The organism is Micromonospora sp. WMMD967, assembly GCF_029626165.1.
In the GTDB taxonomy this organism is placed as follows: domain Bacteria; phylum Actinomycetota; class Actinomycetes; order Mycobacteriales; family Micromonosporaceae; genus Micromonospora; species Micromonospora taraxaci.
On the sequence record NZ_JARUBK010000001.1, the window covers coordinates 1888421 to 1912281 of the forward strand.

Genomic DNA, 23861 nt, shown 5'->3' on the forward strand with positions numbered 1-23861 from the left:
TCAGCGGGGTCGGTACGCGGCCACCCGCACCGCTACCGTCACCCGGACGGGCTCGGGCAGCGCGGCCAGTCGCTCGGTGCGGGAGACCTGATCGGTGTGCCACGCGCTCGGGCCCATCCCGACCAGGCTGGCGGCCTCGGTGCGGGTCAGGGCCAGCTCCGCCCGGTGCACAGTGGAGCTGACCGGCGTGAAGTGCCCGCCCAGGCTGCTGGTCACCCGGTCCGCCTTCTCCGGGTCCACCCGGAGCAGGTCGAGCGCGTTCACCAGTTCGGCGAGGTGGTCGGCGTCCGGCGTGACCACGAGCAGGGTGCCGGCCGGATCGAGCACCCGGTGGAACTCCGGGCCGTTGCGCGGAGCGAAGACGTTCAGCAGCACGGCCGTCGAGGCGTCGGCCAGCGGCAGCCGCTGCCAGGTGTCGGCGAGGGCGGCGGCGGCCCGGGGATGCGCGCGGGCGGCGCGACGCAGCGCCGGCTTGGACACGTCCAGGGCCAGACCCACGGCGTCCGGCAGCGCCGCCAGCACCGCGCCGAGGTACCGGCCGGTGCCGGCGCCGGCATCCACCACCAGGGGGTACGCGCCGACGTCGGGCGTCGAGGGCTCGGATCGTACCCCCGCTGTTGGGTCCTTTGCTCTGCTTACCTCCAGGCGACACCCCTGGTCGGAGACCGGTGCCCCGGTGGGTGCAGAGCCCGGGGGGCGCGACGCGTCGAGACGGCCGACGGCCTCCGTGGCGGCGGTGGCGAGCGCGGCGGAGATGACGTCGTAGTGACCGGCGGCCTGGAAGTCCTCCCGGGCCGCGATCATCTCGGCGGTGTCCCCGACGTGCGGGGCGCGACCGGCGAGCAGGTTGACGTAACCCTGGCGGGCGATGTCGAAGCTGTGCCGGCGCGGGCAGCGTAAGGCTCGGGCGGTGCCGGCGGTCGTCTCGCTCAGCGGTTCGCCGCAGACCGGGCAGCGCATCCGGTGCAGGATCCGGGGATCCACGTCAGGCCGCCGGCTCGTGCCGTGGGCGGGGCTGCCGACCAGCCAGGTGGTCCACCACCCGGTGGGTGAGCGCGCCGAGTGCCTCGATCTCGGCGGGGGTGAGCAGGTCGATGAGGTTCCGGCGGACGGCGGCCAGGTGGCCGGGTGCCGCGGCCTCGATGGCCTCCCGGCCGGCCGGGGTGAGCACGACTATCGAGCCACGGGCGTCGTCCGGGCACTCCTCCCGGGTCACCAGGCCGCGTTGCTGCATCCGGGTGAGGTGGTGGGAGAGCCGGCTGCGGGACCAGAGCATCCGGTCGGCCAGGTCGCGGAGGCGCAGACGTCCCTCCGGTGACTCCGAGAGGTCGGAGAGCACGTCGTAGTCGGGCTCGGAGAGACCGCTGTCCTGCGTCAGGTCCCGGGCCAGCTCCAGGTCGAGCAGGCGACGCATCCGGCGGTAGCCCCGCCAGGCGCGGTCCTCCCGCTCGTCCAACCACCGTGGCGCGTCCATGCCGCCAGCCTACCTGGATCGTTGACATGTCATCGATTCACCCCCTACGGTCGATGACATGTCAACGAATGACCTCTGGCAGCTCTTCGGCGAACGCGGGCGCGGGGTGCTGGTCACCCTGCGCCGCGACGGCCGACCCCAACTGTCGAACCTCGACTACCTGGCCGAGCCGGGGCTCATCCGATGCTCGACCGTCGGCGACCGCGCCAAGGCCCGCAACCTGCGCCGGGACCCCCGGGCGAGCTTCCACGTGACGACCAGCGACGGTGGCGCGTACGCGGTCGCCGACGCCACCGCCACCCTCACCCCACCCGCCGCCACCGAGGACGACGACACCGTTCAGGAACTGGTCGAGGTCTACCGGCGCATCCGCGGCGAGCACCCCGACTGGGCGGAGTACCGGGCCGCCATGGTCGCCGACGGTCGGCTGGTCATCCGGCTCAGCGTCGAACGCGTCTACGGCTGGCCCGGATGAGCGGCCTGCTCGGATGGCCGGGGGCTGGCTGACTAGGGTCTGAGCATGGTCGCAACAATCCGGTACGAGGACATCGTCAAGGTCCCGAAGGCACTGCTGCACGACCACCTCGACGGCGGGCTGCGGCCGGCGACAATCGTCGACCTGGCCGCCGAGGTGGGCCACGAGCTGCCCGCCACCGATTCCGAGGCACTGGGACGCTGGTTCGCGGAGGCGGCCGACTCCGGTTCCCTGGAGCGCTACCTCGAGACGTTCGCGCACACCGTCGCGGTCATGCAGACCGCGCCGGCGCTGCGGCGGGTCGCCCGCGAGTGTGCCCTCGACCTGGCGGCCGACGGGGTGGTCTACGCCGAGGTGCGCTTCGCCCCGGAGCAGCACCTGGAGCAGGACCTCAGCCTGGACGAGGTGGTCGAGGCGGTGCTGGCCGGGTTCGCGGAGGGCACCGCCCAGGCCGTCGAGGCGGGCCTGAGCATCCGGGTGGGCACCCTGCTCACGGCAATGCGGCACGCCGCCCGATCCCAGGAGATCGCCGAGCTGGCCGTACGGCACCGGGACGCCGGGGTGGTCGGCTTCGACATCGCCGGCGCCGAGGCGGGCTTCCCGCCCACCCGGCACCTGGACGCCTTCGAATACCTGCAACGGGAGAACTTCCACTTCACCATCCACGCCGGCGAGGCGTTCGGGCTGCCGTCGATCTGGCAGGCGATCCAGTGGTGCGGAGCGGACCGGCTCGGCCACGGGGTACGGATCGTCGACGACATCGCCCCCGACGGCGCGCTCGGTCGGCTGGCCGCGTACGTCCGGGACAAGCGGATCCCCCTGGAGCTGTGCCCCTCCTCGAACGTGCAGACCGGTGCGGTGTCCTCGATCGCGGACCACCCGATCGGCCTGCTGCGGGACCTGCGCTTCCGCGTGACGGTCAACACCGACAACCGGCTGATGAGCGGCACCTCCATGTCGCGGGAGATGTCGCTGCTGGTGGACACCTTCGGCTACGGCTGGAAGGAGTTGCAGTGGTTCACCATCAACGCGATGAAGAGCGCCTTCATCCCGTTCGACGAGCGGCTCCGGATCATCGATGAGGTGATCAAGCCGGCGTACGCCAAGCTGCTGGCCTGACCGCCTCAGCCGTGCGGGTGGCCGGCGAGCAGACCGGCCACCCGGCGCAGCACCTCGCGGGCGCGGGCCGCCTCCGCGCCCAACCCGGTCTGCCGCGCCAGGACGGCGGGCTCGGCCCGGAGCAGCGCCACGCCCCGCCGGACCAGCACCCGGGGAGCCTTGCGCTGCTCGGACAGGTCACGGGCCAGCCGGCGGAGGAAGGTCGCCCCGCGCGGACGACGCAGCGCGTACGCCCCGGCCAGCAGCCCACGGCGACGGCACTCCTCGACGATCTCGGCGGCGAAGATCCCTTCGGCCACGAAAAGTGGCGATCCGTCGACATGGAATGGCCGGGTGGCTACCCGTCGGTCCGCACCGATCGCATAAACCGGCACATCGGCTCGGCCTTCACGGGCGAGTTGGGCAATGATTTCCACCGCTGTCGAGGCGTCCCAGGACTGCGGGGATTCCCAATCCACCTGGCCGTTTCGTCGCGGCAACGTAGGGTCATCGCCGTCTTTGTAGAAGTCGTCCAAACACAGCACCGGTAACCCGGTTTGCTGCGCTATGTACGACTTTCCGGAGCCCGAAGGGCCAGCGAGCAGGACAACGCGGTGCGGATGTTCCATTACCTTCAGTTACTCCGGCCAGACGGACTGCTATCAAATCGCATCAACATCTCATCACACCTTCGGTCGGGGACAACCTGGGCTTTCTTCTTGCCGACCGGCGTGATGGAATCTCGGGGGTCCGACCCGCCGGGTCGGTCGCTGGGCGTTGCCCTGGGCAACGCGTTGAAGCTGTAATCGCGAGGGCGGTGTTGTGAGCAAACGGCCAAAGATGGCGGGCTCCCTCCTGTCGCGGCTGCGCCAGCCGGCCAGCCGGCTCGGGGACATGCCGATCTGGTCCAAGCTCGGTCTAATCATGATCGTGCCGACCATCGCCACGGTCGTGGTGGGCACCAGTGGTCTGGTCGACCACGTGGAGACGCTCAACAATGCCAACCGGGCCGGCGACCTGGCGAATCTGTCGAGCTATTCAGGTGACCTGGTCGACAGCCTGCAGGACGAGCGCACCGCCGCCGTGCTGCTGCTGGGCGCGGACGGGACGCAGCCGACGGCCCAGTACCAGGAGGCCTACAACCGGGTGAACTCCCGGGTGGACCAGGACGCGATCCCCTACCGGCAGCAGCGGGCCGACATCGAGGACCTGCCGAGCAGCCTGGACGGTCTGCTCGACGGCATCGACCAGAACCTTCAGGACCTCTCCGGCATCCGCAGCCAGGTCTTCAACGGCAAGCTCGCGCTCACCGAGACCGTGCAGGCGTACGAGGGTCTGATCAGCGACCTGCTCGCCATCCGTGACTCGGCCACGCAGCTCGCCGGCGACAACGACCTGAGCGACCGGATGCGCGCCGCCGCGGCGGTCGCCCGGGAGAAGGAGTTCCTCGCCGTACGCCGGGTCGTGGTGCACCGCGCGCTGGGTGTCAAGGGCGGAAAGCGCCTGACGCCGGCGCTGCGCACCGACTACATCGCCAGTGGCACCGGCCAGCAGCAGGCGCTGCAGAGCTTCAAGGCCGTCGCCACCCCGGACGACGCGAAGTTCCACGACCAGACCGTCGCCGGCGGCGACCGTCGGCAGGCACAGAACTACACCGGCTGGATCGACGGCAACACCACCGGCGACATGCGTGGCGCGCCGTTCGGGCCGGACCAGTGGGAAGCCGCCATGACGGCCAACGCGAAGCTGATCCGCACCGTCGAGACGCAGCTCGACAGCGAAGTCGTCAAGGAAGCCGACGCCCTCCGCTCGGACGTCCAGCGCCAGGTCTTCCTGGAGACCGGCCTGCTGCTCAGCATGCTGCTGCTGGCCATCCTCTTCGCCTACCTGGTCGCCCGGTCCATGGCCCGTTCGCTCCGCGAGCTGCGGCAGGGTGCCCTCTCCGTCGCCCAGTACGGCCTACCGCAGGCGGTTGCCCGACTGCGTGACCCGCAGGTCGTCGGGCAGCTCACCCCGGTGCAGTTGGCGAACCAGATCGCCGAGCCCCTGCCGGTCCGCAGCCGTGACGAGTTCGGCCAGGTGACCGAGGCGTTCAACGCCGTCCACCTGGAGGCCGTCCGCACGGCCGCCGAGCAGGCGGCACTGCGTGCCTCCGTCGCGACCATGTTCGTCAACCTGGCCCGCCGTTCACAGATCCTGGTCGACCGCCTCATCGGGCACCTCGACCGGCTGGAGCGCGGCGAGGAAGACCCGGACCGCCTGGCCGAGCTGTTCCAGCTCGACCACCTGGCCACCCGAATGCGCCGCAACGACGAGAACCTGCTGGTGCTCGCCGGTGCCGACTCCACCCGCGTGCAGCGGGAGCCGGCCGCGCTCATCGACGTGCTGCGCGCCGCGCAGTCCGAGGTCGAGCACTACACCCGGATCGAGTTCGGCGTCATCGACCGTGACATCGAGGTCGCCGCGCACGCGGTCAACGACCTGGTGCACCTCGTCGCCGAGCTTTTCGACAACGCCACCGCGTTCTCTCCGCCCGACTCGCAGGTGATGGTCGAGGCCCGCCGGGTCGGCGACCGCGCCTCGCTCTACGTCGAGGACCGCGGCATCGGCATCAGCGCCGACCAGCTGCACGACCTCAACGAGCGGCTCGCGACGCCGCCGCAGGTGGACGTGGCCGTGTCCCGGATGATGGGCCTGGTCGTGGTCGCCCGGCTGGCCTCCCGGCACGGCGTCCGGGTCGAGCTGCGCCCCGGCTCCGACCGTGGCACCGTCGCGGACGTCACACTGCCCACCTCGGTGCTGGTGCCCCGGGCGCTCTCCGGTCGGGTGCAGCAGCCCCCGGCTCTCCCGGCGGCCGGCGGCCCCCAGCAGAACGGGCCCGCCCCGGCCTTCGGCGCGCTGCCGGCGTTGGGCAACGGCCCCCGTCCGAGCGAGTCAGGCAACCAGGTCACCCTCGGTGGTCGTCCGTTCGAGCCCGCTTCGCGCAACGGATCCGGCACCCCGGCCAACGCCGGCGGCTACCGCTCGATGCCGGCCTGGTCCGATCTGACCGGTGCCGCCGGCGCGAACGGCGTCAACGGTGGCGATGGGTTCACCCCGCGGCCCGCCAACGGCCAGGGCATCGACCCGCTGCCGCAGCGTCGTGGCGGGGACGACGGGCCGAGCACCGGCCAGCAGCCGTCCATTCCTCGGCAGTTGCCGAGCAGCCCTGAGACGCAGCCGTACTCGGCGCCCCCGGTTTCCGCGCAGCCCTACTCCGGCGCGCCGGTCTCCGCCTCGCCGGCCTCCGGTCAGCCCTACTCCGGCCAGCCCTACTCGGGAGCTCCGTACACCGGTCAGCCGGTGTCCGCAGCCCCGGCCTCGGGCCAGCCGTACGCCGGTCCGCCGGTGTCCGCCTCGCCCGTGTCCGCGTCGCCGGCGTCCGGTCAGCCGTACTCGGGTCAGCCGTACTCGGGTCAGCCGTACTCGGCGCCGCCGGCCTCCGGTCAGTCGTTCAGCGGGTTCACGCCCCGATCGGCCCCGCCCGCGCCGGCTGCCGGTGCTCCGGCGCCGCCGGCCTGGCCGCCGGTCCCGAACGGGGACCGGGACGCGGCCACCCCGCCGGTGCCCGAGCGGCTCGCCGCCGCCCTGGACATGACCACCGAGCTGCCGCGCGTGCCGCGACCCGGCGAACAGCCGTCCGCCGCAGCCGCCCAGCCGCCGGCTCCGGCCCAGCCGCCGGCTCCGGCTCCGGCTCCGCAGCAGAGTCGGCCGGCTCCGCAGCAACCGCAGGCCCAGAACCGCCAGCGGTACGCGGACGAGACGATGGAGCTGCCGATCTTCCGGGAGCTCGAGTCGGCCTGGTTCCGTACCCGCCGCCCGGGTTCGGAGGAGGGCGCCGCCGGCGCCAAGCCGGCGACGAACGGCGACAACGCGACCCAGCAGTTCGCCACCGTCGAGGCCACCGGTCAGGCAGTCCACAAGACACCACCCGGGACGACAGGTAACACACCGATGGCAGACACTCCGACGGCCGGAGGGCTGCGGGGCAACGGCTCCACAGCGAACGAGGGCGGTCGCCCCAGCGTCGCCGAAAGCCTGCCGAACCGCCGGCCCCAGCCGCAGACCAACGGCTGGCAGACCGCGGCCGACGACGGCTGGCGTGCTGCCTCGGCGGCGGCTGACACGGTGCCGGTGAGCGAGACCACCACGACCGGTCTGCCGAAGCGCAAGCCGATGGCGCAGCTGGTGCCGGGTGCCGTGGAGAAGCCCACCACCTCGGTCCAGCGGCGCTCCCCGGAGGCGGTCCGTGGCCTGCTCTCCGCCTATCACCGGGGCGTGCAGCGAGGGCGTAGCACCTCGGACAACCCGACCAACCCGGAGGCGACTTCGGGTGGGCAATCCTCGCAGTCTGGCTCAGGCCCGGTGGCCGGGAGCGGGCAGAAGGAGCAAGAAGGATGACAACTACTCAGGATCTTGGTTGGCTCTTGGCCAACTTCGCCGACCGGGTGCCCGGTGTCGCGCATGCGGTCGCCGTCTCGGCCGACGGCCTCCTCCTGGCGTCGTCACGGGACCTGCCGCGCGACCGGGCCGATCAGCTCGCCGCGATCTCGTCGGGTCTGGTCAGCTTGACCCAGGGGGCAGCCCGCTGCTTCGAGGGAGGCGCGGTGTTGCAGACCGTCGTGGAGATGGACAATGGCTTCCTGTTCCTGATGTCCATCTCGGATGGCTCGTCCTTCGCCGTGCTGGCTGCTCGCAGCTCCGACGTGGGCCAGGTCGGCTACGAGATGGCGCTGCTGGTCGACCGGGTCGGTGACGCTCTGACCCCGCAGCCGCGTGCGGCTGCGGGAATGCTGGGTTGACGCCTCGCCGATCGATGAGGTCGGCACAACTGCAACGACAACAACGACGGGTTTCACCGGTGGGAGCCGGTAACGGGTGCGAAGGAGGTGAGCGGCGAGATGGCCGATCGTGACGAACCGACCGGAGCGTTGGTCCGTCCATACGCCGTGACCCGTGGTCGCACCCGTCCCCGGCTCGACATCGCGCTTGAGGCGCTCGTCGAGACGACGGTGCGCGGTCGGGCCGCTGCCAATGGCAACGGCGGCCAGGGCCGCGAACACCAGTACATCGCCGCGCTGTGTGACGGACGCGTGCAGTCGCTCGCGGAGATCGCGGCGCGGATGCAGCTCCCGCTCGGTGTGGCCCGGGTGCTCATCGCCGACATGGCGACGGACGGCCTGGTCGCGGTCCACGAGCCGACCATCCTGGACGACTCCGACGACGCGGTGGGCACTGAACTGCTGGAGAGGGTGCTGAGTGGACTTCGCAGGCTCTGACATGTCGCACCGCCCGCCGAACCCGGGCGGCCGCGTGACGTCGGCGAAGATCGTTATCGCCGGTGGATTCGGCGTCGGTAAGACGACGCTGGTCGGCTCGGTCTCGGAGATCACGCCGCTGACCACCGAGGCCATCATGACCTCGGCTGGCGTGGGCGTCGACGACACCCGGCAGGTGCCGGGCAAGTCGACGACCACGGTGGCCATGGACTTCGGCCGGATCTCGATCGACCGTGACCTGATCCTGTACCTCTTCGGTACGCCGGGTCAGACCCGATTCTGGTTCATGTGGGACGAACTGGTTCGGGGCGCGATCGGCGCGGTCGTGCTGGTGGATACTCGCCGGCTGGCCGACTGCTTCGCGGCGATCGACTTCTTCGAGCACCGACGCCTCCCGTACCTGGTGGCGATCAACTGCTTCGACGGGATGCAGTACCACGACCCGCAGGACGTTCGGGACGCCTTGGCGATCTCCAGCGACGTTCCGGTGGTGGCCTGTGACGCCCGTAACCGGGAGTCGACGAAGCACGTGCTGATCTCGCTGGTCGAGTACGTGCTCACCATGCGCCGTACGCGCGCCGTCGCCCCGGCCTGATCGGGACGCAGCACGCCCGGTGGTGGCTCCGGCCCCCACCGGGCGCGGCACTCTGCGCGCCCCACGCCGCTTCCAGAGAGCCTTGGAGCTTCGACCGCCGGCACCCTGTGGCCGACAGCTCTCCGGGCTCCTCAGGGGGCGGCGTCGTCGCGTCCTGGCCTCCCTTGCCCCCCACCACACAAGCGACAGCGCCCCCGGTCGACTGACCGGGGGCGCTGTCGTGTGTAGAGAGGGTCAGGACTGGTAACCGGCGGAGCGGTACTCGTACTCCCGGTCGTCGTCACGGTCCCCGTGGTCGCGGCTGAAGTCCCAGCCGCCGGCCGCCTCACGACCGGGCCGACCACCCACCGCGAAACCGCCGATCTCCTGGCCGCGACGCCAGCCACGGAAGTAGCCGGTGGTGTTCTCCGCGAGGCTTGCCGCATCACGCACTATCCGCAACGGACGCTCCTCACGCAGCGGCGAACCCGGGACCAGATTGGCCTGAGGCACACGCTTCGGCAGCCCGGCGTTGGTCTCGGCGCCCACGGCGGGACGGGCGGCCTGCTCCGCGGCCTGCCAGCCGGTGTCGGCAGTGGTCGACCAGTCCAGATCGGACTCCTCGGCCTGACCGACGAACCAGGCCGACTTGGCCTGCGCGAAGATCAGCAGGTCGCCGTCGCCTTCGTCGGCGACCGGCGGTGGCCGGTGCTCGACCGGCGGCGGCCGGTGCTCCATGGGTGGCGGCCGGTGCTCCATCGAGGGCAGCGGCCGGTGCTCGGCGGCACGGTCGGCGCGAGCAGCCGCGCGTCCACCCCGAGCAGCCTGCTCCCGGTCGACCAGCCGTAGCGGCGGCGTCTCCAGGTGCGGCTCCGTGGGCGGGTTGAGCCCTTCCCGGAGCGCCCGGTCGGCCAGCGGTGGTGGCTCCACCAGCCGCAGCATGGGCGGCTCCTGGGGCAGGTCGTCGGCCAACCAGGGCGGCGTGACCCGACCGTCGGCCCGACCCGGATCGGTGGGGGCGTCGATACCGCGCCCACCGCCGTACGGGTAGGCCACCGGGTTGTTCGGCGAACTGTCGGCCGGGTCCTCCGGGTTGTTGACCAGCGGCCAGTTGGCCCGGGACCCCGGGGGCGCGGTGTCCTGACCGGGCCTCGGGGTCGGCACCGGAATGCTGAGGTCGGTGGCGCTGAACCCACCCGTGGGCGGCTCGTCGACCGGGCGTTGCAGGTGGCTCGACCGTTCGCCGTTGGTCTTCGGGCGGGGCGGGATGACAGTACGCTGCCGTTCGGCCCGCGCGCTGTTGATGGCGGCGGTGGTCAGCGTCGGCCGGAACGGCTCGCCGGCCTCGGCCGGAGGCACCGTGCCACGCTGCGCGGGGGCGATCGGGGTGATCCCCGGCGGCGGGGGTGGTGGCGAGGAGACCGGTCGGTTCGTCGGACCGTCGATCCGGCTGGGCGCCGGCTCGGTGCCGCGGTGCGGAAGCGTGGACGCCGGGGGCTTGGCCATCGCGGCCGGTGCCATCGGTGCGGGCGCGACTGGCGGCGGCGTGACCGGAGCCGGCGCCGTCGGAGGCGGCCCGAGTGGGCGGGGCGACGCCACCGGTGCGTTGCCGGGGATCGGCTCGGGGCGGCTGCGACGCCCGACGGCCGGTGCGGGCTCGGCGGGCGGGGTGGGGCGGACCGAGCGCAGCCCCGCACCGGTGGCGGTCATCCCGGTCAGTTCGCCGACCGGCTCGCCACGGCGGGCTGCGGCGCGGCGGCCAGGCGCCTGGGCAGGCGCGGTGACCCGTGAACCGAGGGCACTGACCAGTGCCTCACAACCCGCGTCGCAGGCCCGTACGGAGGCGACGGCCTGCCGGACCGTCTCGGCCACCGCCGAGGTGAGTGCCCGGTTGACCGCGGCGCGCCGGGGCGTCTCGGAGATGGCGACCCGCAGGGCGGTGACCGCCTCGTTGATCTCGTCGGCGTCGGCGACCCCGTCGGCGGCCAGATGCGCGGCGATGGCATCGGCCGCGACCGACACCTCGCGACCGCGGGCCACGGTGCCGCCGAGCATGCCCGGCTCGGGCAGCGCGTCGAGCACCGCCAACGAGACCGGCTCGGCCGGGTCCGGGTACGCCCGCAGGGCCGCCGGGTAGAGCTCACGGAGGACCTCGCGCAGCGCCACGGCGGCCGAGTGTCGACCACTGGCCAGCGCCGCGTGCGCGGAGAGCACCTGCTTGTAGCCGGCCAGATCCCGGGGTGCCGGGAGGGTGACCGCCGACAGCGCGCCGGCCTGCAACGCGCGGGCGAGGCCGACGGCCCGTCGTTCGGCCGGAGGTGACTGCATCTCCTCAAGGGAGTCGTCGTCGGCGAACCGCTCGGCGAAGTCGTCCACCGAGTCGTCGTCGGCGATCGCCAGAGGTCGACCCGCCGCGCTCAACAGTGAGATGACCGTGTGGTCGTCGCTGTCGGCGGCGATGGCCGCTCCGCTCGGCCCGCCCGACCGCTCCACGAGCAGCGCGACGAGCTGGGCGTAGCCAGCGGCGTCGTCGCTGATCTCGCTGACATGCAGCAGACGGCCTGCGTCGTCGACCACAGCGGACGTCAGCGTCGAGCCGGCGGAGGCCGGTCGGTCAGCCGGATCCGCCGAGGCCAGACCGCAGTAAACGCGCACGAGCGCCACGGCGTCGTCCTCCTCCCGGGACAGGTCTTTCCTCTGCCAGCAACTGATGCTCCCCGGTACGGGTCAGTCGCGCCAGTCCACCACCGCAGAGATCTTGCCGACAATGGTGCGCCAACCCAAACTCGCGGTCTGCGCACCGATCTTCTTCAGCCGTCGCCGACCCATGAAAGCGCCGATGCCGCCGTTGGCGGTGGCCCGCAGCGCCTCGTCGAGGTCGTCGAGACTGGAGCCGGCGGAGAGCATGTCGAGCACCGCAGGCAGCCGCAATGCGTACGAAAGGTCACGAGCGACCTCGCCGGCCTCGATCAGCAGGGTCGAATCCCAGGTGTCGTGGCCGCCGCGCAGGTTCTCCACGACGAGGTCGAGCTCGTAGGTGTCCTCGTCGAGCGGCACGATATCTGCCGGCTCCACCCGTTCGGCCAATTCATTCCAGCTGTCCAGTTGGGACAGATCGTTGGGAGCACCGGACCGGATGAAACTGACCAACGACTCGGGGGTCTTGAACAGCAGCAGCTTGCCCTTGTTGCTGAGGAAGACCGGCACCTCCTCGTCGTCCGCCTCATCGGTGGTGTCCTCGGCGGCGGTCTCGGTGTCAGCGGCACCGTCGCTGCGGCGGCGCGTCGACTCGTCCTCGTCGCTGTCGGCGAACTCCTCGGCCAGTTCCTCGTCGAGGATGACGACGGTCTCGTCGTCCTCTTCCTCCTCGACCACCTGACGGCGGGCGAGGAACGGGTCGTCCAGGTCGCGCTCGGTCACGTCGGTCGGGGTCAGCGAGCTGGCCGGCCGGTACGCCCGCAGCGTGAAGCCGGTGCCGGCGGGGAGGGCGATCTCCACGGGATCGATGCGCAGCTCGTCCCAGAGCGCACGGTCGATCGGGCCCGCTGGGCGGTCGATCTCCTCGATCTCGTCTGGCTGGGCCGCGCCGGTGGTGTCGTCGAGCTCGGGCTCGTCGGCGTCGGGCCGTTGGGGCGACTGGCGGGCCACGCTGACCTCCGTGTGCTTCGGGTTGCCCACCCGCCGGGGTCTCCGACCGACGAGTGACTCTGGGCACATACCCTAGTCGGCGGACCTGGGTGACCGGTGCCCGCACCCCGGTGGCCGCTCGGCGCACCAATTCGGCCTGCTGGCGGCGGGCGCTGGCGAACCGACCGTTCGACAAGTAGCGTAGCTACGCATGAAGGCCCAGGCGTTGCACGGCCACCTCGACGCTCTGCTGCTCGCCGTTCTCGAACAGGGCGCGCTGCACGGCTACGCCATCATCGAGGCCCTACGCGAGCGCAGTGACGGCAGCCTCGATCTGCCCACCGGCACCATCTACCCGGCGTTGCGGCGGCTGGAGCGCGCCGGGCACGTGGCGAGCACCTGGAGCACCGTCAACGGCCGGGAGCGGCGGACGTACGAGCTCACCGACTCCGGCCGGCGGGCGCTGGCCGGGGAGCGCGCCGGCTGGCACGACTTCCAGCTGACCGTCGGCCGGTTCCTGGACCCGGGCAGTCCACCCACCACCCCGGCCTGACCCGCAGCGGGCGGGCGTCGGCTCAGCGGGCGACAGCCAGCAGCCAACCGCGCACCGCGCGGGTCAGCGAGAAGTAGGCACCGCCGACCAGCACCGCACCGATGATCATCGGGGGCCAGTGCAGCGCGGCGTCCCAGAGGTTGACCGACCAGCCGAAGAGGGCGCACCCGGCGAGGATGGACAGCGCCAGGATCCCGGTCAGGCCGGCGCCCACCGCGCGCTGCAACCGGGCCAGGCCCGGCCGTGGCGCACGGGCGCTGGCCGCGACCACCAGCAGACCGGCCACCGCGAGCAGCAGCGCACCCACCCAGATCCAGTCGACCGAGTTGGAGAGCAGCAGGTAGCCCGCCGGAGGGCGTGGGCCGTCGGTCCAGCTCGCCCCACGCCAGGTCAGATCGCCGGCGGCCATCCCCACCCCGGCTACCGCCAGCATCCGTAGGGACAGCCCGCGCAGCGCGCCCACCGCCAGCTCCGCCTGCCAGGCGGGAAGGAGCTGCGCCGGTGAGCCGAACTCGACCACGGCCCGGCGCTGCGCCTCGGTGGGCGGCAGCCCACTTTCGCGGTACGCCTCCACGGCGTCCAGCAACCCGTGCCGGGCCTCGGTCAACAGGTCGGACTTGAGCCGCGCCGGCCCCTGCAACCGGGCGGCGAACTCCCGCAGGTGCTCGTCGACCAACACGTCCTCACGCTGCGGCATGGCACCACAGTGCCACGGAATCCCGACGACCGACGTCGGGGAGAAACCCTGGTCCGTCCCCGAGCCCGGTCAGGGCGCGAGCGCCAGGTAACCCCGTTCGGCGGCGGCCTGGAGCATCCACTGGTCCCGGTACCAGCCCGGCACGGCGACCAGGTCGGCGTGCCGACCGCGCTGGATCACCCGACCGGCGTCGAGGACGACGATCTCGTCCAGCTCGGCAAGCCCGCTGAGCCGATGGGTGATCAGCAGCACCGAGTGCCCGGCGGGCGTGGCGGCGAGAGCGGACGCCAGCACCGCGTCCGCCGCCGCCGGATCCAGGCCTTCGGTGGGTTCGTCGAGGACCAGCACCGGTGGCGCGGCGAGCAGGGCCCGGGCGAGCGCCAGGCGCTGCCGCTGGCCACCGGAGAGCTGCCCGCCCTCCTCGCCGACCAGCGTGTCCCAGCCCGCCGGCTGCGCGAGTACCCAGTCCAGCAGCCCAGCCGCCGCGGTGGCCGCCGTCAGCTCGTCCTCGCTCGCCCCGGCCCGCCCGAGCAGCAGGTTTTCCCGAACCGTGGCGTGAAAGACGTACGCCTCGGCGAGCAGGCCGCCGACCGCCCGGGGCAGTGCCTCCTCGGCGTACGCCGAGAGGTCGTGACCGTCGACTGTGACGCGGCCGGACACGGGCCGGACGGTGCCGGTCAGCACAGCCGCCAGGGTGCTCTTGCCAGCGCCGCTCGGGCCGACCACGGCGATCCTCCGCCCCGCGGGCAGGTCCAGGCTGACATCGTCCAGGGCGGGTGCCGCGCCGACCCGGTACCGCACCGTCACGTCGACGAAGCGCAGCTCGTGCGGGCCGGCCAGGTCGGCCGTCGCGTCGGTGGGCGGGGGAGTCGGCGTGTCGGCATCCAGCAGGACCGCCACCCGGGCCAGGCCGGGCCGCAACTGCGTCCACTGCCGCGCCGCCGAGACCAGGGCGAGCGTCACCTCGACGGCGGCCAGCGCGCCGACGGCCAGGACACCCACCAGCACCCCCGACACGTCGGCGGCCAGCGCGGCCAGCACCACGGCCGCAGCGGTCAGCCCGGCGGTCAGCACGCCGGCCGCGTCCACCGCGAACCCGGTGGCGGCCAGCCGTCGTTCCAACCGGGCCAGGTGGTCGGCGCGCTGCTCGGCGGCGCGCAACGCGACGTCGGTCGCTCCGAACGCGGCCAGGTCGGCAGCGCCGTGGGTGAGGTCGATCGCGTCGGTGGCGAGTGCGCCACGCAGAGGCGCCACCTGGGCGGCGCTGCGGCGGGTGACAGCGGTGGCCAGTGCGGGCAGCGCCACACCGGCCACCAGCACCCCGACGGCGAGCGCCCCGGCGGCGGGCGGTGAGATCAGCGCCGCCCCAGCCACCGCCAGGACACCGACCACTGCCGCTGCCGAACCGGGGACCAGCACTCGCAGCAGCAGGTCCTGGACGGCCTCGACGTCGGAGACCAGCCGACTCAGCACGTCCCCCGAGCGGTGCGCGGCGTCGCGGCGGGCCGCGAGGGTGGCGAAGACCCGGGCCCGGACATCGGTGATCATGCGGAGCACCGCGTCGTGCCCGGCGAGCCGTTCGGTGTAGCGGAACACGCCACGGCCGATCGCCAGCGCCCGTACCGCGACGATCGCCACGGTGAGCCGGTCCAGTGGGGGCTGGCCGGCGGCGCTCATCAACAGCCACGTGGCGGTGGCCATCAGGGCGAGACCGGCGAACTCGGTGGCGGCGGCGAGCAGCCCGGCGCCGACCAGGCGACCGAGGTAGGGGCGGGCCAGCCGCAGCACGGCCCGCTCGGCGGCGGCCCGCCCGGCCGGTGTCGCGTCGGCCACCGCCGGCGGGTGTTCCCCGGTCATCGGGCGGCCCTTCCGGTCGGTTCGGGCGTCAACTCGGTGACCCGACCGTCCTCGATGCGCAGGATCCGGTCGGCGTCGGCGAGCAGTGCCGGCCGGTGTGCCACCAGCAGCGCGGTCCGTCCGGCGACCAGACGGCGGGTGGCGTCGAGCACCACCGCCTCGGCCGCCGTGTCCAGGCGGGCGGTGGGTTCGTCGAGCAGCACCACCGGGGCGTCCCGCAGGAACGCCCGGGCCAGCGCCACCCGTTGCCGCTGCCCGCTGGACAGCCCGTGGCCGCGTTCGCCGAGCAGAGTGTCCAGGCCGTCCGGTAGGCCGGCCACGACGTCGTCCAGGGCGGCGTCGCGCACCGCGGTGGCGAGTGCGTCGGGCGGGGTGTCCGGTGCGCCGAGCCGGATGTTGTCGGCCAGCGAGGCGGCGAACAGGTGCGCCCGCTGCGGCACCCAGGCGAGCTGCCGGCGCCACGCGTCCGGGTCGGCGGTGGCGAGGTCGACCCCGTCCACGGTGACCCGGCCGCTGGTCGGGGTCACGAAGCCGAGCAGCAGGCCGAGCAGCGTGCTCTTGCCGGCACCGCTGGGGCCGATGACGGCGATCCGTTCGCCGGCCCGGATGGTCAGTGTGACGTCGTGCAGCGCTGTGGTCCGCTCGTACGCCACCGTCACGTTCTCGAACCGGATCTCGCGCCCGGCGTCCGGCACTGTTGCGCCCTCGGCGGCCCGGGGCGCGACGGGCGCGGCCGAGACGGTCAGCGCCTCGTCCAGCGCGGCGAGGCCCTCCATGCTGGCGTGGAAGCGGCTGCCGGCGGCGCGCAGCGGCAGGTACGCCTCCGGGGTGAGCAGCAGCACCAGCAGCGCGGTCTGCAGGGCCAGCCCGCCGCCGAGCAGCCGGATGCCGACCGGCACGGCGACCAGTGCCACCGAGAGGGTGGCGACCAGTTCCAGCACCAACGCGGAGAGGAACGCGATGCGCAGCGTCTTCATGGTGGCGACCCGGTGGCCGTCGGCCATCCGGCGTACCACGCCGGTCTGAGCCCGGGCCCGCCCGAACGCCCGCAGTGTGGGCAGCCCGGCGACCATGTCCAGGAAGTGCCCGCCGAGCAACGAGAGCCGCCGCCACTGCCGTTCGGTGGCGGCCTGTGCCTGCCAGCCCAGCAGCGCGCCGAAGACCGGGATCAGCGGCAGGGTCAGCGCGATGATCACCGCCGAGCTCCAGTCGGCGAAGACGACCCGGGCCAGCACCGCCACGGGGACCGTGACGCTGAGCACGAGCTGTGGCAGATATCCGGTGAAGTACGCGTCCAACGCGTCCAGACCGCGCCCGGCCAGGGTGGCGACCTGACCGGCCCGCTGCCCGGCCACCCAGCCCGGCCCGTGTCGGCCGACCGCGCCGAGCAGGTCGGCCCGCAGGGTGGCCTTGACCGTGGCGGCGACCCGCGCCGAGACCGTGCCCTGGGCCCAGACCAGCGCAGAGCGGGCGGCGACCGCGATCACGAAGGCGCTCAACGCCGGCCGGTCGAGCCGGCCGTCGAAGGCGCCGGCCAGCACCGCCGCGAGGGCGGTGGCCTGCGCCACGATCAACCCGGCGGCGAGCACACCCAGGAGCGCGAGCACGGCAAGGTCGCGCCGGGCCGCAGGGACCCGGCGCAGCAGACGCGGGTCGAACGGACGGCGTTTCACCAGTACACCGGTGCCCTACCGTCGGTCCGTCCTCGGAAAACCCACCAGCACATCGCCTGGAAGCCTAGTAGGGCCGGAAGTAGCGGCAGCGCCACCCAGCCGAGCAGCCGTAGCGTCGGTGCGCTCGCGGCCGCGTCGGCGACGCTCAGTGAGGCGCCAGGGTCGGTCGTGGACACCAGCACGTAGGGCCACAGAGCGGCGCCGACCAGCACCACCGGCAGCGCCAGGGCCGCGCCGGTGGCGGCCAGAGCCCACCCCGGCCGCCGCCGCGCCAGCGCCGCGTGGGCCGCCAGCAGCGCCGCCACGAGCAGCACCGGCAGGAGTACGGCCACCGCCGGCCGCTGGATCGCGTCACGTACCCGGGCGGAGAGCAGGCCCACGGCGGTGGCCAGGGCGACAGCGGTGAGCGCCACCGGCACGAGGCGGCGGGCCGTGCGGCCGACCACGGCGGCGGCCTCGACCGGCAGGCGTAGGGCGAGGAACGTCGCGCCGTGCACCGCGACCAGCGCGACCATGGCCAGCCCGACGGCTGCGGCGAACGGGGTGACCAGGTGCGACACCCCGGCGACGTGCCCGTCGGCCTGTCGGGGAACGCCCTGCAACAGCGCGGCGAGCACCACACCCCAGCCCAGTGCGGCGAGTGCGCTGCCGGCCATCACGACGCGGTCCCAGCGCGCGCGGATCCGTTCGTCGTCGGGTCGGCTGCGCAGTTGCACACCGACGGTGACCAGGATGACGCCGACCAGGGCACCGACGACGGCCGGATAACAGCCGGAGAGCAACTCGCCCTCCAGCATCGGGAACGCGCCGAAGAGAATGCCCACGGCTGCCACCAGCCAGACCTCGTTGCCGAGGAAGAACGGGCCGAGGGCGGTGAGCGCCTCCCGCCGCCGCGCCGCGTCGCCGCCTCGGGCGAGCAACAACCCGACGCCGTAGTCGTAACCGGCGAGCACCAGGTAGCCAGCGAAGAAGAGGCCGAGCAGGGCGTACCAGGCGAGGTCCACGATGTCTCCTCAGGTGCTCAGACGAGGGCGGGTTCGGGGTGGGCCGACTCGTTCGGGGGCGAGGGCGGGCGGCCGAGCGCCGGGTCGGCGGCGCCCCGGGCCGCGTGCCGGGCGAGCAGCACCCAGTTGGTGACGGCGAGGGTGCCGAGCAGCAGGCTGAAGCCGATCAGCGAGGTGAGCATCACGGGCGCGCCGACCGGTGAGACGGCCTGCTCGGTGGGGAGCAGCCCGTACGCCACCCAGGGCTGGCGGCCCACCTCCCGGGCGATCCAGCCGAGGATCACCGCGACGAACGGCAGTGGCAGGGCGAGCAGGATCAGCCAGAGCGGGAAGCGCAACCGGATGACCCAGTCGCGGAAGAGCAGGGGAAGCAGGAACCACACGCAGCCGAGGGTGAAGCCGATCAGGATCATGAAGCCCAGCCCTACGTTGGCCAGCACCGGCGGCGTGTAGTCGCCGGGGCCGAACCGGGTGGTCCACTCGGCGATCAACGCCTGGCCCTCCGGGCCCTGGCCGAACTTGGTGGGCTGCACCGCACCGACCGGGCCGAACTGGGCGAAGCCGAAGCCCTGCACCATGGTGATCGCGAACGCCGCGGTGACCAGGCCGACCCGCAGCGAGGTGCGGAAGAGCGCGAAGTCGGGAGTACGCCGGATCAGGTGCCAGGCGCTGACCGCCGCCATCAGCATCCCGCCGACCAGCAACGCGGCCGAGACCACGTGCCCGAACGCCATGCCGAGGCTGGGATTGGTGAGCAGCGCGCCGAAGTCGGTGAGGTGGGCGATGCCGTCGCGTACCTCGTAGCCGACCGGGTTCTGCAACCACGAGTTGGCCACCATGATCCAGAAAGCCGAGGCGTACGCGGTGATCGCCACGCCCCAGAGCAGCGCGAGGTGGACGCCTTTGCCGAGCCGGTGCCAGCCGAAGATCCACATCCCGAGGAACGTGGATTCGAGGAAGAACGCCACGAGTGTCTCGATCGCGAGTGGCGCCCCGAAGACGTTGCCGACGTAGCGCGACAGGCCGCTCCAGTTCAACCCGAACTGGAACTCCATCACGATGCCGGTGGCGATGCCGAGCACGTAGTTGATCACGTAGAGCTGGCCCCAGTACCGGGTCAGCCGCTCCCACTTCGGATTGCCGGTGATCACCCAGGCGGTCTGCATCGCGACCAGCAGGGTGACCAGCCCGAGCGTGACGACCACGAAGAGGAAGTGGATCGAGGTGGTGGTGGCGAACTGCAGGCGGGCGAGGAGCAGGGTGTCCATGGCCGGCTCTCCGTAGTGTTGGCTCCCTTGTCGTAGCCACCCTACACGTAGCTTCGCTACATGTCTGTCTACTACGTCATGTCGTAGACAAGTCTACGACATGACGTAGTAGTTGTGGGGCGGGGAGATCGCGCTCGATCCTGGGTGGAGTGGCCTCGTCCGCCGTGGGATGCCGCTCGTTCCTGGATCCAGCGCGATCGTGGGATCGCCAGGCGGGCGACGTGGGGTCCCGGCGTTGCTGCGCAGGGGCAGCGCGCCGGGCTCAGGCCACGGCGACCCCGCGCGAGGCCGCTCGGGTCAGTTCAGGACAGGAACAGGGTGATCGGGAGGGCGACCAGCGTGCTGGCCACCGCCAGCGCGGTGGCGCCGAGCACCCGCGGCGGGCGGTCGCTCACCAGCAGCCGCTGCACCCGTACGTCGAGATCCCGGTCGCCCACACCCAGCGCACCGGCCGGGGTGACCCGGTGACCGGCCGCGGCGAACCGCCGTAGTGCTCCCGCCAGCGGCGCATCCGCGTGCAGCTCACGGGCCTTGTCGTCGGCGCGCATCTCGACCAGCAGGGCGACCCGCTCGTGGGCGTCGCGGACCCAGCCGAACCAGGGCAACGCCCGGCACAGCGCGGTGAACGGCAACAGCACCAGATCGTGCCGCTCGTGGGCGTGCGCGCGCTCGTGGCTCAGTACGGCGGCCAACTCCGCGCGGTCCAGCAGACTCAGCGTGCCGGCACTGATGACGACCTGCGGCTTCACGCCGGGTAGGCAGTACGCGGCAGCACTCGGATGGTCCAGCACGAGCGCGCCGGGTGCGGCCGGGTCGTCACGGGCCACCAGCGAGAGCAGGTCCCGATGCCGGCGCTGGGCGCGGACGGTGCCGTGGATGCTGCGCACGGTAGTGGTGACCAGGACCGCGCCGATGCCGAAACCGACGCCCACGCCAGCGAGGTGGAAGGTGCCCAGCCCGACGGGCAGCGTGCCGTGGACCAGGTCGTCGGCCAGTGCGAGCAGTGCGCTCCCGGTCGGCCGGCCGTACCCGCTCAGCCCGAGCGCCATGGGCAGGCCCATCGCCGAGAGCCCCAGCGCCAACCCGACGGCCTGCCAGCAGACGATCGCCACCCGGGGGCTGCGCCACGTCCAGGTGGAGCGGGCCAGCACCTGGGCCGTCAGATAGCAGGCCAGGATGGTCGCGGCGAAGTGCACGGCGTAGGCCACGGCGTGCGCCCTACCGCTCCGCTGCCTCGCCGGCGGGCCGTCGGCCCGCCGGCCCGTCCACGCGGTCGGTCAGCCCGGGGCCGTCGTCGGCGGAACCCGGCCCGGTCAGGCCGGCTTCGCTCCCCAGCGCTGCCCGCAGGACCTCGGCCTCGGTGCCGGTCACCGAGCGGGCGAACCGCACGAGCGCGGCGTCCCGGCTGCCTCCCAGGTCGAGGGCGTCGAGCATGAGCTGGGCGATGTGCGCCTCACGGCTGGCCGCCGGCCGGTACCGCCAGGCCCGGCCCTCGCGCTCCCGCTGCACCATGCCCTTGCCGGCGAGGCGGTCGAGCACTGTCATCACCGTCGTGTACGCCAACTCGCGGCCGTCGAGCGCGTCGGCCACCTCGCGCACGGTCACCCCATCCGACGTGCCGGGGACCACGTCCCACAACACGTCCATCACCGCACGCTCAAGATCGCCCAGCCGAGTCACGCACCAATCCTACCCCCGGTAGTAGACCCCCAGCTCACCCCCGCCCAGGAGCACCCCAAGATCCGCACAAAAACAGGGATGTTGCTGCCACAGAAGCTCTGGAAGCAGCAACATCCCCAAAGTTGCGCAGATCAGCGCGGGAACCCCGTTGACCGGCAACCCGACCCGACGCAAGACCCGTGAGCTGACCCACCCCGACGAACCCGGCCCACGTCAGGTTTTCCGGGGGGAGCCCGCCCACGCAGGGATCAAGCCTGACCGCCCGGAGTGGGCGGGCTCCCCCCGGAAAACCAAGAGGCCGAGCCGACAGATCACACCCCCTTGGGGTGCCACACCGTCTTGGTCTCCAGGAGCGCGGTCATCGGTGCCAGGCCCGGGTCGCCGGACCAGTCGTGGTCGGCCGGCGCCGGCCGGAGCACCCGCTTGAGGTTCTCCGCCGCCTTGACCTCCAACTCGGTGGCGAGCGAAACGTCGGTCACCCCGGTCAGGTCGAGCGCGTTGACGTCCATGTGCGCGGCCAACGCCGGCGTGGTCTCGGTGATCGCGCCGGTGAGGATGTTGACCACCCCACCGGGCAGGTCGGAGGTGGCCAGCACCTCGGCCAGCGTCACCGCGGCCAACGGTTCGGTCGGGGAGGCGGCCACGACCACAGTGTTGCCGGTCACGATCGCCGGGGCGATCACGCTGACCAGGCCGAGCAGCGCCGGGCGCTCCGGGGCGACCACCGCGACCACGCCGGTCGGCTCGGGCGCGGAGATGTTGAAGTACGGGCCGGCGACCGGGTTGGCGCCGCCGTACACCTGGGCGAGCTTGTCGGCCCAGCCGGCGTACCAGACCCAGCGGTCCACCGCCGCGTCCACCTCGTCGCCGGGGATGCCCAGGGCGACGAACTGCTCGCGGCGGCCCTCCAGCATCTCGGCGACACGGTAGAGGATCTGACCCCTGTTGTACGCGGTCGCGCCGGCCCAGCCCTTCACGGCGGCGCGGGCGGCGACCACCGCGTCCCGGGCGTCCTTGCGGGAGGCCAGTGACACATTCGAGGACTGCACGAGATACGACCGTCCCGACTCGCTGCGCGGGAACTTCCCGCCGATGAAGAGCTTGTACGTCTTGCGTACCGCGACCCGCTCAGACATTGAGGTAGCCCTCCAGCCCGTGCCGGCCGCCCTCGCGACCGTAACCCGACTCCTTGTAGCCACCGAACGGCGAGGTGGGGTCGAACTTGTTGAACGTGTTGGCCCAGACGACCCCGGCGCGCAGCCGGTCGGCCGTCCACAGGATCCGGGAGCCCTTGTCGGTCCAGATGCCCGCCGACAGCCCGTACGGCGTGTTGTTGGCCTTCTCCACGGCCTCGGCCGGCGTGCGGAACGTGAGCACCGACAACACCGGGCCGAAGATCTCCTCGCGGGCGATACGGTGGGCCTGGGTGACGCCGGTGAAGATGGTGGGCGCGAACCAGAAGCCGCGGTCGGGCAGGTCGCACGGCGGCGACCAGCGCTCGGCGCCCTCGGCGGAGCCGGCGTCGGACAGCTCGCGGATCCGCTCCAACTGGGCGGCGGAGTTGATCGCGCCGACGTCGGTGTTCTTGTCCAGCGGGTCGCCGACACGCAGGTGGGCCATCCGTCGCTTCAGCGACTCCAGCACCCGGTCGGCCACGTTCTCCTGGACCAGCAGGCGGGAGCCGGCGCAGCAGACGTGCCCCTGGTTGAAGAAGATGCCGTTGACGATGCCCTCGACGGCCTGGTCGATGGGTGCGTCGTCGAAGACGATGTTGGCGGCCTTGCCGCCCAACTCCAGGGTGAGCTTCTTGCGGGTGCCGGCGACGGATCGGGCGATGGCCCGACCGACGTCGGTGGAGCCGGTGAAGGCCACCTTGTCGACACCGGGGTGCTCGACCAGGGAGCGGCCGGTGTCGCCGGCGCCGGTGAGGATGTTGACCACGCCGGCCGGCAGGTCGGCCTGCTGGCAGATCTCGGCGAAGAGCAGCGCGGTCAGCGGGGTGGTCTCGGCGGGCTTCAACACCACTGTGTTGCCCGCGGCGAGCGCCGGGGCGATCTTCCACGCGAGCATGAGCAGCGGGAAGTTCCACGGGATGACCTGCGCGGCAACGCCGATCGGCTGCGGGTTCGGGCCGAAACCGGCGTGGCCCAGCTTGTCGGCCCACCCGGCGTAGTAGAAGAAGTGCGCGGCGACCAATGGCAGGTCGACGTCCCGGGATTCCCGGATCGGCTTGCCGTTGTCCAGGGACTCCAGGACGGCCAGCTCGCGGGAGCGCTCCTGGATGAGGCGGGCGATCCGGTACAGGTACTTCGCCCGGTCCCGGCCCGGCATCGGACCCCACACCTTGTCGTACGCCTTGCGGGCGGCACGCACCGCGCGCTCCACGTCCGGCGCGCCGGCCTCGGCTACCTCGGCCAGCACCTCCTCCGAGGCCGGGTTGATCGACTTGAAGCTGCCGCCGTCGGTCGGGTCGACGAACGCGCCGTCGATGAACAGCCCGTACGAGGGTTTGAGGTCCACCACCGAGCGGGACTCGGGGGCGGGGGCGTATTCGAACATCGGC

The 23861-nt window shown here is 72.5% G+C and carries 21 protein-coding genes; 7 read left to right on the forward strand and 14 right to left on the reverse strand.

Annotation, left to right across the window (positions count from 1 at the left end; genetic code table 11):
• Both O7631_RS08990 and O7631_RS08995 read right to left on the reverse strand, forming a co-directional pair.
• Entirely contained in the window at positions 1-984 is a 984-nt protein-coding gene (locus tag O7631_RS08990; RefSeq protein ID WP_278143840.1) for a putative RNA methyltransferase, read from the reverse strand.
• Between the two features lies 1 nt (position 985).
• Positions 986-1474 (reverse strand): MarR family transcriptional regulator, encoded by a 489-nt coding sequence (locus tag O7631_RS08995; RefSeq protein WP_278143841.1) that lies wholly within the window; start codon positions 1472-1474, stop codon positions 986-988.
• 58 nt (positions 1475-1532) lie between these two features.
• On the opposite strand from O7631_RS08995, the gene O7631_RS09000 reads away from it, so the two are divergent.
• Positions 1533-1949: a PPOX class F420-dependent oxidoreductase gene (locus tag O7631_RS09000; protein WP_278143842.1), complete on the forward strand. Its 417-nt coding sequence runs from the start codon at positions 1533-1535 to the stop codon at positions 1947-1949.
• Between the two features lie 45 nt (positions 1950-1994).
• A complete protein-coding gene (locus O7631_RS09005; protein WP_278143843.1) occupies positions 1995-3068 on the forward strand; it encodes an adenosine deaminase in 1074 nt (357 codons plus the stop codon).
• Positions 3069-3073: 5 nt separating this feature from the next.
• Here the strand turns inward: O7631_RS09005 and O7631_RS09010 are convergent, their stop codons facing one another.
• Positions 3074-3367 (reverse strand): hypothetical protein, encoded by a 294-nt coding sequence (locus O7631_RS09010; RefSeq protein ID WP_278143844.1) that lies wholly within the window; start codon positions 3365-3367, stop codon positions 3074-3076.
• A 502-nt stretch (positions 3368-3869) separates the two neighbouring features.
• Between O7631_RS09010 and O7631_RS09015 the strand changes: the two genes are divergently transcribed.
• The 4 genes from O7631_RS09015 (at position 3870) to O7631_RS09030 (ending at position 8960) form a co-directional block, all read left to right on the forward strand.
• The gene (locus O7631_RS09015) at positions 3870-7487 is read left to right on the forward strand and encodes a nitrate- and nitrite sensing domain-containing protein (RefSeq protein ID WP_278143845.1); all 3618 of its coding nucleotides are present in this window, start codon (positions 3870-3872) and stop codon (positions 7485-7487) included.
• Positions 7484-7888: a roadblock/LC7 domain-containing protein gene (locus O7631_RS09020; protein ID WP_030329023.1), complete on the forward strand. Its 405-nt coding sequence runs from the start codon at positions 7484-7486 to the stop codon at positions 7886-7888. Before O7631_RS09015 ends, O7631_RS09020 begins: the two co-directional genes overlap by 4 nt.
• Positions 7889-7987: 99 nt before the next feature.
• Entirely contained in the window at positions 7988-8365 is a 378-nt protein-coding gene (locus O7631_RS09025) for a DUF742 domain-containing protein (protein ID WP_030329021.1), read from the forward strand.
• 1 nt (position 8366) lies between these two features.
• Entirely contained in the window at positions 8367-8960 is a 594-nt protein-coding gene (locus O7631_RS09030) for an ATP/GTP-binding protein (RefSeq protein WP_088986404.1), read from the forward strand.
• Between the two features lie 234 nt (positions 8961-9194).
• Here the strand turns inward: O7631_RS09030 and O7631_RS09035 are convergent, their stop codons facing one another.
• Positions 9195-11627, reverse strand: a complete 2433-nt coding sequence (locus tag O7631_RS09035) for a transposase (RefSeq protein ID WP_278147890.1) — start codon at positions 11625-11627, stop codon at positions 9195-9197.
• A 39-nt stretch (positions 11628-11666) separates the two neighbouring features.
• Positions 11667-12617, reverse strand: a complete 951-nt coding sequence (locus tag O7631_RS09040) for a DNA primase (protein ID WP_278143846.1) — start codon at positions 12615-12617, stop codon at positions 11667-11669.
• Positions 12618-12777: 160 nt separating this feature from the next.
• Here O7631_RS09040 and O7631_RS09045 point away from each other — a divergent pair, with 160 nt between their 5' ends.
• Positions 12778-13119: a helix-turn-helix transcriptional regulator gene (locus O7631_RS09045; RefSeq protein ID WP_145786255.1), complete on the forward strand. Its 342-nt coding sequence runs from the start codon at positions 12778-12780 to the stop codon at positions 13117-13119.
• A gap of 22 nt (positions 13120-13141) precedes the next feature.
• Here O7631_RS09045 and O7631_RS09050 read toward each other — a convergent pair whose 3' ends face one another.
• The 9 genes from O7631_RS09050 to O7631_RS09090 form a co-directional block, all read right to left on the reverse strand.
• Positions 13142-13816: a permease prefix domain 1-containing protein gene (locus tag O7631_RS09050; RefSeq protein ID WP_278143847.1), complete on the reverse strand. Its 675-nt coding sequence runs from the start codon at positions 13814-13816 to the stop codon at positions 13142-13144.
• A 69-nt stretch (positions 13817-13885) separates the two neighbouring features.
• Positions 13886-15673: a thiol reductant ABC exporter subunit CydC gene (cydC, locus tag O7631_RS09055; RefSeq protein ID WP_347403499.1), complete on the reverse strand. Its 1788-nt coding sequence runs from the start codon at positions 15671-15673 to the stop codon at positions 13886-13888.
• Positions 15670-17346 (reverse strand): thiol reductant ABC exporter subunit CydD, encoded by a 1677-nt coding sequence (gene cydD / locus O7631_RS09060; RefSeq protein WP_278143848.1) that lies wholly within the window; start codon positions 17344-17346, stop codon positions 15670-15672. Before cydD ends, cydC begins: the two co-directional genes overlap by 4 nt.
• Positions 17343-18350: a cytochrome d ubiquinol oxidase subunit II gene (locus O7631_RS09065; RefSeq protein ID WP_278143849.1), complete on the reverse strand. Its 1008-nt coding sequence runs from the start codon at positions 18348-18350 to the stop codon at positions 17343-17345. Before O7631_RS09065 ends, cydD begins: the two co-directional genes overlap by 4 nt.
• A 17-nt stretch (positions 18351-18367) precedes the next feature.
• Positions 18368-19618 (reverse strand): cytochrome ubiquinol oxidase subunit I, encoded by a 1251-nt coding sequence (locus O7631_RS09070; protein ID WP_278143850.1) that lies wholly within the window; start codon positions 19616-19618, stop codon positions 18368-18370.
• Positions 19619-19920: 302 nt separating this feature from the next.
• Positions 19921-20826: a M56 family metallopeptidase gene (locus O7631_RS09075; RefSeq protein WP_278143851.1), complete on the reverse strand. Its 906-nt coding sequence runs from the start codon at positions 20824-20826 to the stop codon at positions 19921-19923.
• 10 nt (positions 20827-20836) lie between these two features.
• Complete coding sequence (locus tag O7631_RS09080; protein ID WP_278143852.1) at positions 20837-21298, reverse strand: BlaI/MecI/CopY family transcriptional regulator; 462 nt, start codon at positions 21296-21298, stop codon at positions 20837-20839.
• Positions 21299-21609: 311 nt separating this feature from the next.
• The gene (locus O7631_RS09085; RefSeq protein ID WP_278143853.1) at positions 21610-22434 is read right to left on the reverse strand and encodes an aldehyde dehydrogenase family protein; all 825 of its coding nucleotides are present in this window, start codon (positions 22432-22434) and stop codon (positions 21610-21612) included.
• Positions 22427-23857 (reverse strand): aldehyde dehydrogenase family protein, encoded by a 1431-nt coding sequence (locus O7631_RS09090; RefSeq protein ID WP_278143854.1) that lies wholly within the window; start codon positions 23855-23857, stop codon positions 22427-22429. Before O7631_RS09090 ends, O7631_RS09085 begins: the two co-directional genes overlap by 8 nt.
• Positions 23858-23861 lie beyond the last annotated feature (4 nt).

What these genes read in the sequence shown, in the direction of transcription:
- cydC (WP_347403499.1), bottom strand. Translation starts at nt 15,673, where the DNA reads ATGACCGGGGAACACCCGCCGGCGGTGGCCGACGCGACACCGGCCGGG.
- O7631_RS09045 (WP_145786255.1), top strand. Translation starts at nt 12,778, where the DNA reads ATGAAGGCCCAGGCGTTGCACGGCCACCTCGACGCTCTGCTGCTCGCC.
- O7631_RS09000 (WP_278143842.1), top strand. Translation starts at nt 1,533, where the DNA reads ATGTCAACGAATGACCTCTGGCAGCTCTTCGGCGAACGCGGGCGCGGG.
- O7631_RS09085 (WP_278143853.1), bottom strand. Translation starts at nt 22,434, where the DNA reads ATGTCTGAGCGGGTCGCGGTACGCAAGACGTACAAGCTCTTCATCGGC.
- O7631_RS08995 (WP_278143841.1), bottom strand. Translation starts at nt 1,474, where the DNA reads ATGGACGCGCCACGGTGGTTGGACGAGCGGGAGGACCGCGCCTGGCGG.
- O7631_RS09050 (WP_278143847.1), bottom strand. Translation starts at nt 13,816, where the DNA reads ATGCCGCAGCGTGAGGACGTGTTGGTCGACGAGCACCTGCGGGAGTTC.
- O7631_RS09005 (WP_278143843.1), top strand. Translation starts at nt 1,995, where the DNA reads ATGGTCGCAACAATCCGGTACGAGGACATCGTCAAGGTCCCGAAGGCA.
- O7631_RS09070 (WP_278143850.1), bottom strand. Translation starts at nt 19,618, where the DNA reads ATGGACACCCTGCTCCTCGCCCGCCTGCAGTTCGCCACCACCACCTCG.
- O7631_RS09030 (WP_088986404.1), top strand. Translation starts at nt 8,367, where the DNA reads ATGTCGCACCGCCCGCCGAACCCGGGCGGCCGCGTGACGTCGGCGAAG.
- O7631_RS09025 (WP_030329021.1), top strand. Translation starts at nt 7,988, where the DNA reads ATGGCCGATCGTGACGAACCGACCGGAGCGTTGGTCCGTCCATACGCC.
- O7631_RS09090 (WP_278143854.1), bottom strand. Translation starts at nt 23,857, where the DNA reads ATGTTCGAATACGCCCCCGCCCCCGAGTCCCGCTCGGTGGTGGACCTC.
- O7631_RS09020 (WP_030329023.1), top strand. Translation starts at nt 7,484, where the DNA reads ATGACAACTACTCAGGATCTTGGTTGGCTCTTGGCCAACTTCGCCGAC.